This window comes from Bacillus sp. 1A, from assembly GCF_052682215.1.
On the sequence record NZ_JBQYLZ010000001.1, the window covers coordinates 4,163,804 to 4,177,616 of the forward strand.

The window sequence follows — 13,813 nt, forward strand, 5'->3', positions numbered from 1 at the left end:
CAAATGTAATAACCACTCAAATATCCTTGCTCCGATACTTATCTATCCTTACTTCAAAAACTTTTCAATCCCTCTCTAATAAAGTGATTATAAGCTCAACAAAATCATTGTTCAATCCAATTATTTATATAATAATGATAGGCATAACCTATCATTAAACTTGAGGTGATTCCAATCGAATTAAGACAACTTGAATATTTTTTAGCTGTTTCAAAAGAATTGCATTTCACAAAAGCAGCTGAGAAACTAAATATTTCACAACCTTCTCTAAGTCAGCAAATACGTGCATTAGAACATGAAGTAGGAATGCCGCTTTTCGATCGCATTGGTAAAAAAATATCTTTAACTGATGCAGGAAGGATTTTATTATTACATAGTAAAACCATTTTTCATGAAGTCGAACAAGCTCGTTCTGCAATTCAAGATCTAAACGGATTACAGCAAGGTTCCTTAACAATAGGCTCTTTGTTAACCGTCGTAAATTATTTACTACCACCAGCTATATTAAATTTTAATCATTCATATCCCAATATAGAGCTTTCTGTATTAGGGCTTCGTACAGGAGATATTCGTGAAAAATTATTACAAAACGAACTAGATATCGGCATTACATTTCTCCCGGTGCAAGATAAGGAGATTATTTCTATCCCTCTATACAAAAGTGAACTTACATTAGTCGTACCAACCGATCATCAATTAGCTGAACGTAATCATGTATCTATTGCTGAATTACAGAACTACCCTTTAATTCTTTTACCTAAAAATTTCTTTTTAACCGAACTAATTACATCTCATTGTCAAAAATTTAACTTTAAACCAAAACCAATTTTAGAAATTAGTACGATGGAATCTTTAATCCAAATGGTTTCAAAAGGAATGGGAATTACAGTGTTACCAAAACCGTATATAGACTTTTTACAAAATAAAAACATTCAAGCTATTAAAATAGAGAATCCTACTCCAACAATAGAAATTGGGCTTATTTATAGAAAAGATAAATATATGTGTGCTGCAACTCGAGAATTTATTGAGCAACTAAAAAGAACAGTACATTCTTTACAAAGCTAAACGAACAAAAGAGATTATCCTATAAAACCGTTTCACAACGACCTAGTAGAATAATCTCTTTTCAAAACAAAATAAAACATAATATTTAAACTCATATAAATTTCAATGTACCTTTTTAGATATTGGAATATATTTCGTAAAATATGCCCCAACTAGCAATAAAACAATTGAAATAAACCAAATAATAATCCCACCAAAGTTAAACCAATATGCAAGCAAATTTAAGATTGCTAGTGTAAAGAAACAAATTGAAGTTAACGCACTCTTCAATCCTTTTACCCCTGCTTTTTTTCTTTTTTCATAAGTAATATACATTGAAACGGCAACAAATAAGATAAGAACAATCGGTAACATTACTTTTAGCAATGGCAAGCCCTCCCGTATATACACCTTACTATTACCATTTTATCTCATTTATTCTTCTTGAATCAATTAATAGCATTCTTCTCTCCAAAAGTCAGTATACGTTTTATTATTAAATTTCACATTTACCTGAGAAAATGAAAGACTTCCTCCAACTTTCAATGAGTACCAGTCGTTGAATAGTGGAGATCCGAAGCAAATATTCATTGTACGATTATGCAAATCAAATAAGACAGAATGCAAAGTTCCAAACCATTCTTCATAATTATGTACTGTCAGCCCAGTAGGATACTCTCTTTCTACTAATTCTTTTAAAGAATCCATGCTCACTTGTTCATTTCGATTTAAATGTTCATACAATGTGTAATATCTGTTTGTAGATTGTTCTAATCTTCTATTATTCAATTTTTGAACAGATAAACTAATCGCATGATTTGTTGATACGATAAAATTTTGGTTTTCCTCATCAATTGTGGTTATTGATTTAAAACCGTCAAATATTTCAATACGTGCTGCGTCTAAAGGATCTGCTACAATTAGATTAATATTACTTGCAATTGGCATTTCATCAACTAGTGATATCGCCTCCTGCACATTTTTACATTTCTCCAATAATACTCGAATTACCGCAAAGCATTGTAAACCACTTAACACTGGCTTTCGTAAGCCTTCAATATTTCCTACTGGTTGACCACATGCTGAAAATGTAACAGATAACCCATGCTCGTTAACTCCTTCTGTTCGACCGAAATAAAAAGTAGAAAAGCCACTATGCACATATGCACCTTCAACATGTGTTGAGCAAAAACGCATATCATCTATTTTTGGTGACAAATCATAATTTCTTAAAACATATGTGTGCTTTGAATCTGTCTTTTTAGGTAATACGACACAATGACTACATCCTGCTTTTAATAGTGTTTGATAATAATACATCAGATTTCTAGCAGGAATTTTCAACACTTCACAAAACCCTTCAATTTCTTCATTAATTCCTGGACAATATTGATTTAATATATTTCTAGATTCTGTCCAATAATTATCTGATACTAAATGTTCTTGCTGTATAAATTGTGGAATGAGATATGGATGATTTTTCACAAACTCCCCTTGTTGCTTTCCAATATCATAATGACTTCCTTTTAATGATGAAAAGTACCCCTTTACTTGGTACATCTAAATCCCCCCTTACATTTAATTTATCCATATCATACCAAATGAATTTTATTCATTCTTGATGTTTTTTACTGTCTTTCAAATCAAATTTGGCTGGAATAAAGAAAACAATTATAAAATAAAAATTAGGAAACTGTAATCATTAACAGTTTCCTAATTTACCTATACTATATTATCCCCTCTTCCACCAACGTTTCTGCAATTTGAACCGAGTTCCAAGCGGCCCCTTTTAATAAATTATCGGAAACAATCCAAAGATGGAATCCTTTTGGTGTATCAGGGTCTTTTCTAATTCTCCCGACAAATGTATCTATTTTCCCTTCTGCATATAATGGCATTGGGTACAGCTGTTCACTAGGATTATCTTGCAGTACAACACCTGGTGTATCCAGCAACACTTCTCTTATTTCTGCAACAGTTGCTTCTTTTTCAAGTTCTATATAAACCGATTCTGAGTGCCCGGATACGACCGGAACACGCACACAAGTAGCTGCCATTTTCAAGTTTTGGTCCTCCAAAATTTTCTTCGTTTCTTGAATCATTTTTACTTCTTCAAATGTAAAATCATTATCTGTGAATATATCTACTTGCGGAAGTACATTAAACGCAATTGGATAATGTTTTTTATCTTTTTTCGCTGGTAATATAGTACTCTTTACTTCTTCACCTGTAAGCATTGACTTAGCCTGTTCTTTTAATTCATGAATTGCATGAATTCCTGAACCTGATACAGCTTGGTATGTGGAAACAATAATTCGTTCCAATCCGAATGCTTTTCGAATTGGCTGAAGTGCCGTCACCATCTGTAATGCTGAACAATTCGGAACTGCTATGATACCGTTATGCTCCTTTAAAGTGTGCGCATTTACTTCTGGAACAACGAGCGGTACATCGTGCGCCATTCGGTATTCACTTGTGTTATCAATTACGATGGCACCACTAGTGACTGCGTGATTAACAAATTGTCTAGACACTTCTCCTCCAGCGCTAAAAAAGGCAATATCAACACCTTCAAAACTAGTTGTTTTTGCCTCTTGTATAATTATCTCTCGTCCTTTAAATCGCACTACTTTACCAGCGGATCGTTTTGACGAAAGCAATGTAACTTCAACTATATTAAACTTCATTTCATTTTCTAACAGTTCAATAATTTTCTGCCCTACTGCACCTGTAGCCCCAACTACAGCTATATGATAGCCCTTTTTGATCATCTTTTCTCCTCCAATATCACTTAAATGAATATTTCTACAATTTCATTTTATAAAGGATTTAATCATTTGGAAAATTGAAATACGTGATATAATCATTCACAAATCATGATAATAAAAGAGGGATTGCTTATGGAAATGAGACATGTTAAAACATTTTGTGCGATTGTTAAGTATGGTGGTTTTTCTAAAGCTGCTCATGCGTTAGGTTATGCGCAATCTACTGTGACAGCGCATATAAAAGCATTAGAAAACGATTTACGTCTCCCTCTATTCGATCGATTAGGGAAAAAAGTACTTCTTACAAAAGCAGGTCATCAATTTCATCCTTATGCCCTAGAATTACTAGCTATTTATGAAAAAGCGCAAGAAATCCCTCAAAATAGTGATGATTTAGAGGGAACATTAACGATTACATCTAACGAATCATTAGCAGTGTACCGATTACCACAATTATTACGTATGTACAAACAGGAGAATCCGAAAGTAAATATCGTACTGGAAACAACTACAAACGAACAAGCAATGAATAAGCTACGTGAAGGAGAAACAGATGTTATTTTCATAATTGGAGAAAGTATGGAACATAATGATTTTATTACGCGTACTTTTTGTAATGAAGCATTTGGATGGATTTTACCTCCCCATTACTCTACACACTCTAATCCATTTTGTTTACTAAATGATACTCAATTTATCTTTACAGAACAAAGCTGCGGCTATAGACCGATGGTAGATCGGTTTTTACGTCAAAGCGGAAATATTCCAGCTAAAACATTTGAAACTTCCAACGTTGAAGTCATTAAACAATCTGTGATGTGTGAGTTAGGAATTTCAATTCTTCCTTACATTGTTGTACAAGAAAGTTGTCAAAAAGAACAACTCTGTTTTCAGCCTATCGAAACTTCAACAGTTATTCAAAGCCATGTAATCTATCATAAATCTAGATGGATTTCACCCGTATTACAATCGTTTCTTTCACTATTAAAAGTGATGAAAATATAAAAATAATATGAAAGAAAACATAGGTTGAAATCCTTGGAAGAATATCAATCCATGTTTTCTTTCATTCGACTTATATAGTCATCTTCTTTTTATTAGATAATTCTTTTCCTTTAACTAGAACAAATACGATTGGAAGGACAAGCAAACTAGCAATGGCACACATTATTCCTAAAGAAGAAAACGGAAATCCATTACTCACGGCAAGTGACGCTATGCCAGAAGCAATAGTCATACCAATATACATGGCAGAACCATTTAACGCCATCACAGTCCCTCGCACAGCTGGGTTTAATTCTGAAATTAATGCTGTTAATGATGCTTGGCCAAATCCAATAAATAAACTCCAAATTATATGTACAGTAATTACAATTGTTAAATTTTCTATGGAAAACGAGAATATCATTACAGTAATTGCGGCTACAATACTGGCAATAGATATGACATTCCTCTTTCCTATTTTATCTGCTAACTTTCCACCCAGAATATTACCTGCTACACTACCAATTCCCGCCAGAAAGATTACAATACCTATTTCACCAACGGAAAGTCCAAAATTATTGCCATAATAAACACCTATGTACGAAAACATACCGTGTAATCCAATTGTCCATAGAAACGTTGCCAATAATGCAAATAAAACTGATATATTTACTAAAGCCATTTTCAATGACGCACCTAACGTTTTCGCTATAGAAACATGCACCTCATTTCTCGTTTTTTCATTTTCTAATATGTGATTAACTAGTAATGTAAGAAATAAAGTTAATAGTCCTATACTATAAAATGTCCATTGCCAATTTCCTATTTCAGATAAAAATGCTCCAATAGGTACTCCAATGACTGTCGAACCTACCATCGCTCCCATAATCGTTCCCATCGCTTTTCCTCTTGACTCATATGTAACTTTATCTCCTACTAATGCAAATATACTTGGCATAATCATCGCACCAGATAAACCTGTTAGACCACGAAATAATAAAAGCATTTCAAAATCCTTTGCTAATCCCGTACAAAATGTAGAAATAGAGAAAATAACAAACCCCATTATGATCATACGTTTCCTTCCAACTCTATCAGACATTGGTCCGAATAAAGGTGCTGTTATTCCATAACAAAGTGCATAAATAGTAATTAATAGTCCTCCACTCCCATCAGGAATACTGATTGTTTCTGTAATAGCTGGTAATAAAGGTGCCACTATTAATGAATCTAACCCAACAAAAAAAGCTACAATTGTCAAAATACGTATCATCGAATTTAACTCCATATATAACTCCCCTTTTATTTCATATATGAAATAACTCTTTATTTTTATCCTCTCTTCTTTTTTACTGCGCTAGTTTTATTTCATATATGAAGTATTTATATAAATAAAAATGTAACAGAGTGTTACATTTTTATTATATTTAATTCAAATGCTTCTTCCACTTTAATAATAAAGTATCTAAATGCTCTTCTTCTTCTTTCGTAAAACAACCACAGTTCTCTTTTAAAAAATCACTATATTGCACATCTACTTGCTTTTTTATTTCTTCACCTTTTTCAGTTAAATAAACGAGCGTTTCACGTTGGTCATTTGGGTTCTTCTCTGTCATAACGTAACCATCACGCTTCATCCGTTGAATCATAGTTGTCATATTACTTGGAACACATCCCATGTTTTCAATTAACTTTGACATAGATACTTTCCCCGATTTTGCGAGTACTTGAATCACTCCAAATTGTACGTAACTTATATCATATTGTTCAATTTCCTTATCTAGATTTTTTTGGAGTAAATGATAAACATCACGAATATTTGCGTAAAGCTCTCTGTTATTCATATATATATTTAAGCCCCTCTAATTTATTTCATATATGAATCATATTCCCATTTATTTCTTGTGTCAACAAAAACACCTTTGTATTTATAACAACAAAGGTGTTTCAAAATCAACATATCTCTTATTTATTAGTCTGTCCCCCACCTGCAATTAATTTACTGCCTGAATAAGTACCTTTTTGCATAAACACTTGATTAATTAACTCTTTTTGTTCCGCTTCTGACATTAATCCTTTTCCTTCGCCTAAATTCCCGCTTTGTAATTTCCAAATCTTGTTGTGATCCGCATCCATCTTTTCATATTTTCCTTGTTTCCATCTCTCTAAAATATCTGCATATGTATTTCCTTGTACTAGATCATTACTCTTTACAATATCAAGTAAACTTTCAATTCGTTCTTGTGTGATAAAAATATAGCCCCACTTTTGATCAGCTTTCGTTTTTTGATGTGCCATTTCATGTAATGCTGTCTGTATGTTCTCATCTGTCCATTTAAAATTTTTATTAAAACCGCTATTTGGTAATGAATGATTACCATTTTCTAAAAGCTTTGCATCTTCAGCTTTTACATTACTATCAGCTAGTACTTCTGCTGCCGGAGCAGCTAGTGATGCCTTTTTCGCAGCTGGTTTACTATTATTTAGATAATATAGCATACCATATGTTACACCTACGCCAATTACCGCCATACCAGCTAAAATACCTATTATTTTAAATAATGTTTTCATCTTGCTTGTTTCCTCCCACATATCCCATTCATATTTTCTATTTCTCGAACCACATATATATTTCCTTATATTATATTTCTTTTCTTTATCAATTGAAAGATTATTCTGTCAAAACATCCATCTTTTTCAAATGCAGATCCATCTCTAAGCATTTCGTTTTAATTTTATAAAAATATATGCTAGCCTACATATAAAGGAGATGAATAAATATGAGTTTATTGTATAGCGGTTTAACTTTTTTAAACTTTGACGATACATATTTATTACAAAATAAACTTCATTCTTATTCACATGAAGATATTGATTTTAGTCATTTAGAGCACGCAAACCTGTATTGCGAGACTCCTTCTTTAAAGCGAATAAAACGGGAGTTATATCGTAGAAAGCAAAGAGGAATCACCTTTATCGGTTCTGGAAATTATCATTATGTATCTTATTTGCTACTAAAAGAAATAGATGAACCATTTAGCCTTATTTTATTTGATCATCACACTGACATGAACTTAAAAGAAGAAAATGAACATACTCTTATTTCTTGCGGTTCATGGGTATCATTCGCACTTCAAAATAACCCGAAATTAAAGAAAGTAATTATTATCGGACCTTCTTCTTTAACCATTCATTCTAATGATTATTCATGCGTAGAAGTATTCCCGATAGATACAACTTATGAAGCATCTACACATACGATACTTTCGCATATTCATACAGATACTATATATGTAAGCATTGATAAAGATGTTTTAGATTCAAAAGTAACTATTACAAATTGGGATCAAGGACATATGAAACTTTCTACACTATTAAAATGTTTACATTCTCTTATTAGGAATAAAAATGTTTATGGTATCGACATTTGTGGTGAACTACCGGTTTATCCTTCTCAGCTCTTTCTAGCTAAATATGCAAATGCTATTAAGAAAAATGAAAAAGCGAACTTACAAATTTTAAAATCAATATATAATACATAAAAAAACAACGAGTACCTTATAAGGCACTCGTTGTTTTTATGCACGATGTTCTTTTAACCACTTCGTAATCGCATCTAACCTTGAAACATCAAAACGGCTCTCTTCAGACACATTTAAACAGTTTAAACTTTTCACAATTTCTAACTCATTCGATTTTACACTTTTCGCATCAATCATTTTGCAGTACCCGTCTGTAACGGTATTTAAATTTTCATAATAACGTTGAAACGATTTTGATATATGTAAATGTTTTTCAAAGTTTCTTCTTCTTTTTGTCTCGTCAGATTCTTTCCGTTTTCTAAGTTCTTCATCATTCGTATATAAATAAAAATATTGATCAGGAAAACCAATTTCCTTATTGATCAGCTTTTCTTTATAAAAGTTTTCTATTAAAGATAATGGCTGATTAAATATATCAAAATGGAAACACCAATTATAACTAAGTGGCTGATAAATATCACCATCAAGTATTACTAATTCATATTGCTCTGACTTCTGCACTGCTATTTTCCAACGCTCTACTTGTTTTTCAAAATACCATGTTCTATGTTCGTTTTTTGGTCTTTCAAATAAAAAATTCACTTCAGGTATAATATAAGCACCATGATTTTTTTCTAATTCACGAGACGTGCTGCTCTTACCAACCGCACTCGCTCCCTCAAACGCTATAATCCCCATAGTTTCTCCCACTTTCATTAACTTAAATCTCGTTGTTTCTCTTTTCTACCCCATAACTGTCTCCATAAAACAATTGAAGCGATAGAAAGCATGATTGTTGTAATGATACTCCCCTCAATTCCGAACGAGCCCCCATGAAGGACTTCCGATCCGTTTGTTACAGGTTTAAAAAGTGGTGTAGAGTACATCACCATTCCACTAACTGCAAAACCGAATACGTTATATTGTGCCCAGTTCCAAATGGAATGCCATGCACATATCCCCCAAAGACTACTGTCTTTCAAAGCGTAAAAAGCTGCAAATACACCAACTAATATTATATTCGATATTGAAAGAATTGTAATACCTGGATTAAGTAAATGAAGAAAACCAAATAAAAAAGAAGTCACAACAATCCCAATCCATATACGGCTTCTAACAGAAAGGACTGGAAATAACCAACCTCGAACAACAATTTCTTCTGTTGCACCTTGTATTAAAAAAGCAACTAAAGATCCCACAATTCCAATTATAGCGGTTGGCGTAATTTGTTGCATTTGTAGTTGTACAATTCCTGTTAATAAAAGTATCATTACTGGTATTGAAATGAAAACAAAACCTATTAATGCACCTCTCAAATATTTTCTTATCCACTGATTTTTCCAAAAACCAATGGATGAAATTGATCTTTTCTCTACAAATCTAACCCATAAAAAAACAAAAAATACAGCTCCGCCAAACGTCAATATCATCTCAATATCACTATAAATTGCCTTCATTAAAAGTGTTTCTGCTTTCGGTAAAAACAACATAAATAACATGAACAATTCACCTAAAGTTAAAAATACAATTGCAAGTATAACAGCGAATATTGGATGAACTTTTTTTCTTCCTTCTTTAGCTGCATCAATTATTTTAAATTGCGTAAATTGCAATATTCTCGCCTCCATAACAAATATATTAATACTATATATCGTTTCTCTAATACAAACTTCCAATAAAAATGCTCTCCGTTTAGCATAAACCTAAATTTGGAATAATATATAAATAAAAGAGATAACTTTGTGCGTTTTACTATTATCACCAAGATTATTCACTGGTATTACCAGCACTTGCTATTTCCCACCATTTGTTGTAAGATAGTAATTAAGGTCAATTTAACATCATATTTTCTTTGCATATTATCAAGTATCAATCAGGATTATTTTGTACTCCTTATGGGTGTTTGATAATATGTGAACTTTTATTTTTCATTCAAATAAGGCCGATCATATTGTAATCTTTTTAAATTTTAGGAGGCATTACCATGACATTAACAGGTAAAGTAAAATGGTTTAACAGCGAAAAAGGTTTCGGTTTCATCGAAGTTGCAGACGGTAACGACGTATTCGTTCACTTCTCAGCTATCACTGGCGACGGCTTCAAGTCTCTTGACGAAGGTCAAGAAGTTAGCTTCGAAGTTGAAGACGGTAACCGTGGACCTCAAGCTAAAAACGTTGTAAAGCTATAATTCAAACAATAAAAAGGTTGTTACCAGCTCGGTTAACAACCTTTTTAATATATAACTAAAATTTTTTACATAAAAGGAGTGGTTATATGTATCGCAATCGAAAGAACGATGTAGCTGAAGTACCACCAGAACAAACCCCTGTCTGGGAATGTGAATCAGAGGATTGTTTAGGATGGATGAGAAAGAATTTTTCATTTGAAGAAGAGCCTAAATGCCCTTTATGTAAAAGTAGCATGAAAAGCGGAGAACGTTTATTACCTAAAATAGGTTAATTTTTACTTACCCCCTCTTTTATAAGAGGGGGTTTTTATTATAAATTTATATCCTCTACATCCGTTCGAACTATAGAATACAATAGTGCATCATGTTGCTTATTTCCTTGATGAATATAGCCACGTAATAACCCTTCCTTATGAAAGCCTATTTTAGATAACATTTTACAAGAAGTACCATTTTCAGGGTATGTAATAGCTCCAATTCTAAATAAGCCTAAATCTCGAAATCCATAATGAATAATTTCTCGAGCCGCTTCTGACGCATAACCATTCCCCCAATAACGAGGATGTAAGTCATATCCAATTTCAGATCGTTTACTCCATAGTTGTAAATTATTTAATCCAATTGTACCCACTAAAGTATTTGTTTCTTTTAATACAATCCCCCATCGTATTGCCTTTTTCTCAAAGTAATTTTTTGAAAAAGATTCAATCATACGTGAAGCTTGTCCAAACTCCGTAAAAGAATTCATACCGTAATAACACGTTACTTCATCCAATGAAAAGATTTCATATATTTTTTGACAATAAGATTGTTCTATTTCAACTAAACGCAAACGTTCTGTTTCTAATATAGGAAACGCCACAGGATCACTCCTTTCTTTCTACTCATTCATTATAGCAGAAAAAGTATTTATAATTAGGAAAGTCCTCAATGTCCCATTTATCAAATATTTCTAGAGAAGCTTATCCTCTTAATTCAATACAAACTAAAAATAACCCTTCTTGCTTTTGCATGATTAGAAAAAATAAAGAGGTGATCAAAATACTATGATCATCTCTTTATGCTCTAGTTTTAAAATTAATTGTATTATTTTCATTTCCATCACTCCGCTCGTAATAAGATGTCTTATACTTTCGATTCCTTGCTCACTTTTCCCTGCTAAAACAACACCCTCCTCTATACATTTATGGTAAAATATAGTTAAAATATGTTTTTTTATGGAGGTGTATATTTTCTATGTATATATTCATCAGTTTATCCCTCTTACTCATATTACTCATATTTTTATTTGCAAAAAAGTTCGCTCCAAACTCATTCATGATGACTAGTTTTAAAGGCAATAGCTTTAAAACATTTTCAATCGGCATTTTAATCGCCGCAACTCTTTCACTTTCCTATGGAATCTACCATGCAGCAACCTATCAACCTAAACATTTAGATATCACATTACAAAATCAAAACTTTACTGTTTTCGGTAATGTCGGAGAGCTTGGATATTTCTCAGAAGTATTACTAAAGAAAGATACAGAAGTTGAACTACATTTTGCCTCTTGGGAAGTAATGCAATTAAATAATCCAGAAATAATAGTTAACTATCCTTCGGGTAAACAGGAAACATGGAAACCGAACATAACATCAATTCCAGCCAATAAATTAAAAGAGAAACATGGCATAAAAGAGCTTTATCAACTCTCATCATATTCATTTAAAGAATCTGGGAACATAACATTAACGATTACTGAGAATCATACAACTAATAAAAAAATCTCAATTCAAGTGAAATAAATAAAACGTCCCTCCAATATACTGGAGGGACGTTTTATTTATTTATTTATTTATTTATGTATTCTATGTTAGTTTGACGATTCATTTAATGTTGCAATTATTTCATTTGCAATGTTCTTTCCATTTCCAATACACGCACCAATTCCGACACCGTAATATGAAGCACCAGCTAAATATACATTAGGATAAAGATCCGTCATTTTTTCTTGTAATATTTGAACAGCTTGATTATGTTCTAAATGATATTTCGGCATTAAATCTTTCCAATTTGTAACTTCAACTACTTCTGGTTCGCCTTTAATTCCTAGACTCTTTTCAATATCATATAAAGCGACTTGTACCAATTCTTCTTCACTATAATTTTTAATCGTTTCATATACTGGATTTGTACTCTTATAAAACATTCTTACTAATAGCTTTTGTTTTCCCGATGTATGCTTCCACTTCCGGCTTGTCCATGTACACGCATCACAATGTAAATCACTGTTTTCCGTTACGATAAATCCTGTGCCGTCCGCCGGTAATTGTTCATCAAGTATATCAAATCCTAAGTAAATACTTATAAGAGATGAGTTTTTAAATGTATAAAACTGCTCGTTTAACTCATTAGACTGTAATAAAGTTTGTGCGATATCATGCGGAGCTGCTAAAACAACATAATCAGCTTGGATTGATTCATGATTTGCAAAGGAGATTTCATAGCGATCACCTTGTTTCCTTACAGCAGTCGTTACAGCGCCTTTCTTAACGACTGTCTCAGTCAGCATTTCTTCTAAACGATCAATAATCGTAGATAGTCCACCTTTAAATGATACGAACTTTTTGTTTCCTGCTGATTGAAACTGTTTTTTATTCTCTTCAAAACCTTTAATAATACTTCCATATTTATTTTTATAATCCAGTAAATACGGTAATGTCGATGCCATAGTAAGTTCATTCAATTTACCGGAATATACTCCTGAAAGCACCGGAGCAATTTGTCTTTCCACTAACTCTTTCCCTAAAAAGCTTTCTAAAAATACAGCAAGCGAAGTATCTTTTGTAAACTCTTTATTTTTCGTTATGAAATCTTTTAAAGCTACAATTTTCCCTTTCGTTGATACTAGCGTACTGCTAAACAAAGACTCGACACTCATCGGTATCCCAAATATAGTGTCAGAAGGAATTGGATGTAAAGTATTATTAGAATATATGTAAGAAATACCCGTTTCGTTATACACCATTTCTTCTTCTAAATTTAAATCTTTTACAAGCGGCATAACATATTCATTACGAGCAACGATAGAATCCGCTCCTGATTCCATAATAAAATCCTTTTCTTCTACACTATGGATTTTACCACCTAAGTACTCTTCTTTTTCTACAAGGATTAAATTTAAATCGATATTATTATCCTTTTTTAATTTTTCTAAATAAAACATAGTAGAAAGTCCCGTTATACCTCCACCGATAACAACAACTGTTTTCATATGTGCTGCGCTCCTAACCGATACAATTAATAATTCCTTTATTATTATACC

At 32.3% G+C, this 13,813-nt stretch carries 16 protein-coding genes; 6 read left to right on the top strand and 10 right to left on the bottom strand.

The window, feature by feature from the left end:
• The first annotated feature begins 165 nt into the window (after nucleotides 1-165).
• Nucleotides 166-1,068 (top strand): LysR family transcriptional regulator, encoded by a 903-nt coding sequence (locus ACUN0F_RS21300; RefSeq protein ID WP_000612229.1) that lies wholly within the window; start codon nucleotides 166-168, stop codon nucleotides 1,066-1,068.
• Between the two features lie 102 nt (nucleotides 1,069-1,170).
• Here the strand turns inward: ACUN0F_RS21300 and ACUN0F_RS21305 are convergent, their stop codons facing one another.
• The 3 genes from ACUN0F_RS21305 to ACUN0F_RS21315 all read right to left on the bottom strand — a co-directional run bounded on the left by ACUN0F_RS21305 (nucleotide 1,171) and on the right by ACUN0F_RS21315 (nucleotide 3,818).
• The gene (locus tag ACUN0F_RS21305; RefSeq protein WP_264463188.1) at nucleotides 1,171-1,434 is read right to left on the bottom strand and encodes a hypothetical protein; all 264 of its coding nucleotides are present in this window, start codon (nucleotides 1,432-1,434) and stop codon (nucleotides 1,171-1,173) included.
• A gap of 66 nt (nucleotides 1,435-1,500) precedes the next feature.
• Nucleotides 1,501-2,607, bottom strand: coding sequence for a C45 family autoproteolytic acyltransferase/hydolase (locus tag ACUN0F_RS21310; RefSeq protein ID WP_445540104.1), 1,107 nt, complete (start codon nucleotides 2,605-2,607; stop codon nucleotides 1,501-1,503).
• A 167-nt stretch (nucleotides 2,608-2,774) separates the two neighbouring features.
• Entirely contained in the window at nucleotides 2,775-3,818 is a 1,044-nt protein-coding gene (locus ACUN0F_RS21315; protein WP_445540105.1) for an aspartate-semialdehyde dehydrogenase, read from the bottom strand.
• Between the two features lie 129 nt (nucleotides 3,819-3,947).
• Between ACUN0F_RS21315 and ACUN0F_RS21320 the strand changes: the two genes are divergently transcribed.
• The gene (locus ACUN0F_RS21320; RefSeq protein WP_327973712.1) at nucleotides 3,948-4,820 is read left to right on the top strand and encodes a LysR family transcriptional regulator; all 873 of its coding nucleotides are present in this window, start codon (nucleotides 3,948-3,950) and stop codon (nucleotides 4,818-4,820) included.
• A 70-nt stretch (nucleotides 4,821-4,890) separates the two neighbouring features.
• Here the strand turns inward: ACUN0F_RS21320 and ACUN0F_RS21325 are convergent, their stop codons facing one another.
• From ACUN0F_RS21325 to ACUN0F_RS21335, 3 genes are all read right to left on the bottom strand, one after another.
• Nucleotides 4,891-6,087 (bottom strand): MFS transporter, encoded by a 1,197-nt coding sequence (locus ACUN0F_RS21325; RefSeq protein ID WP_445540106.1) that lies wholly within the window; start codon nucleotides 6,085-6,087, stop codon nucleotides 4,891-4,893.
• Between the two features lie 139 nt (nucleotides 6,088-6,226).
• Nucleotides 6,227-6,643 carry a MarR family winged helix-turn-helix transcriptional regulator gene (locus ACUN0F_RS21330; RefSeq protein WP_445540107.1) on the bottom strand — a complete coding sequence of 139 codons (417 nt, stop codon included), beginning with the start codon at nucleotides 6,641-6,643 and terminating at the stop codon, nucleotides 6,227-6,229.
• A 121-nt stretch (nucleotides 6,644-6,764) separates the two neighbouring features.
• A complete protein-coding gene (locus ACUN0F_RS21335) occupies nucleotides 6,765-7,370 on the bottom strand; it encodes a PRK06770 family protein (protein WP_445540108.1) in 606 nt (201 codons plus the stop codon).
• A 209-nt stretch (nucleotides 7,371-7,579) separates the two neighbouring features.
• On the opposite strand from ACUN0F_RS21335, the gene ACUN0F_RS21340 reads away from it, so the two are divergent.
• Nucleotides 7,580-8,341, top strand: coding sequence for an arginase family protein (locus ACUN0F_RS21340; RefSeq protein ID WP_445540109.1), 762 nt, complete (start codon nucleotides 7,580-7,582; stop codon nucleotides 8,339-8,341).
• A gap of 36 nt (nucleotides 8,342-8,377) precedes the next feature.
• Here ACUN0F_RS21340 and ACUN0F_RS21345 read toward each other — a convergent pair whose 3' ends face one another.
• On the bottom strand, nucleotides 8,378-9,019 hold the full coding sequence (locus ACUN0F_RS21345; protein ID WP_098085329.1) for an AAA family ATPase: 642 nt from the start codon (nucleotides 9,017-9,019) through the stop codon (nucleotides 8,378-8,380).
• Nucleotides 9,020-9,036: 17 nt separating this feature from the next.
• Complete coding sequence (locus ACUN0F_RS21350) at nucleotides 9,037-9,933, bottom strand: CPBP family intramembrane glutamic endopeptidase (RefSeq protein ID WP_445540110.1); 897 nt, start codon at nucleotides 9,931-9,933, stop codon at nucleotides 9,037-9,039.
• A gap of 371 nt (nucleotides 9,934-10,304) precedes the next feature.
• On the opposite strand from ACUN0F_RS21350, the gene cspD reads away from it, so the two are divergent.
• Entirely contained in the window at nucleotides 10,305-10,508 is a 204-nt protein-coding gene (cspD, locus tag ACUN0F_RS21355; protein ID WP_000176365.1) for a cold-shock protein CspD, read from the top strand.
• Nucleotides 10,509-10,594: 86 nt separating this feature from the next.
• Nucleotides 10,595-10,780, top strand: a complete 186-nt coding sequence (locus ACUN0F_RS21360) for a cold-shock protein (protein WP_000286202.1) — start codon at nucleotides 10,595-10,597, stop codon at nucleotides 10,778-10,780.
• 38 nt (nucleotides 10,781-10,818) lie between these two features.
• Here the strand turns inward: ACUN0F_RS21360 and ACUN0F_RS21365 are convergent, their stop codons facing one another.
• Entirely contained in the window at nucleotides 10,819-11,370 is a 552-nt protein-coding gene (locus ACUN0F_RS21365; protein ID WP_426933680.1) for a GNAT family N-acetyltransferase, read from the bottom strand.
• Between the two features lie 374 nt (nucleotides 11,371-11,744).
• Here ACUN0F_RS21365 and ACUN0F_RS21370 point away from each other — a divergent pair, with 374 nt between their 5' ends.
• A complete protein-coding gene (locus ACUN0F_RS21370; protein WP_445540111.1) occupies nucleotides 11,745-12,293 on the top strand; it encodes a hypothetical protein in 549 nt (182 codons plus the stop codon).
• Between the two features lie 68 nt (nucleotides 12,294-12,361).
• Here ACUN0F_RS21370 and ACUN0F_RS21375 read toward each other — a convergent pair whose 3' ends face one another.
• Nucleotides 12,362-13,762: a protoporphyrinogen oxidase gene (locus tag ACUN0F_RS21375; protein WP_445540112.1), complete on the bottom strand. Its 1,401-nt coding sequence runs from the start codon at nucleotides 13,760-13,762 to the stop codon at nucleotides 12,362-12,364.
• Between the last annotated feature and the right edge of the window lie 51 nt (nucleotides 13,763-13,813).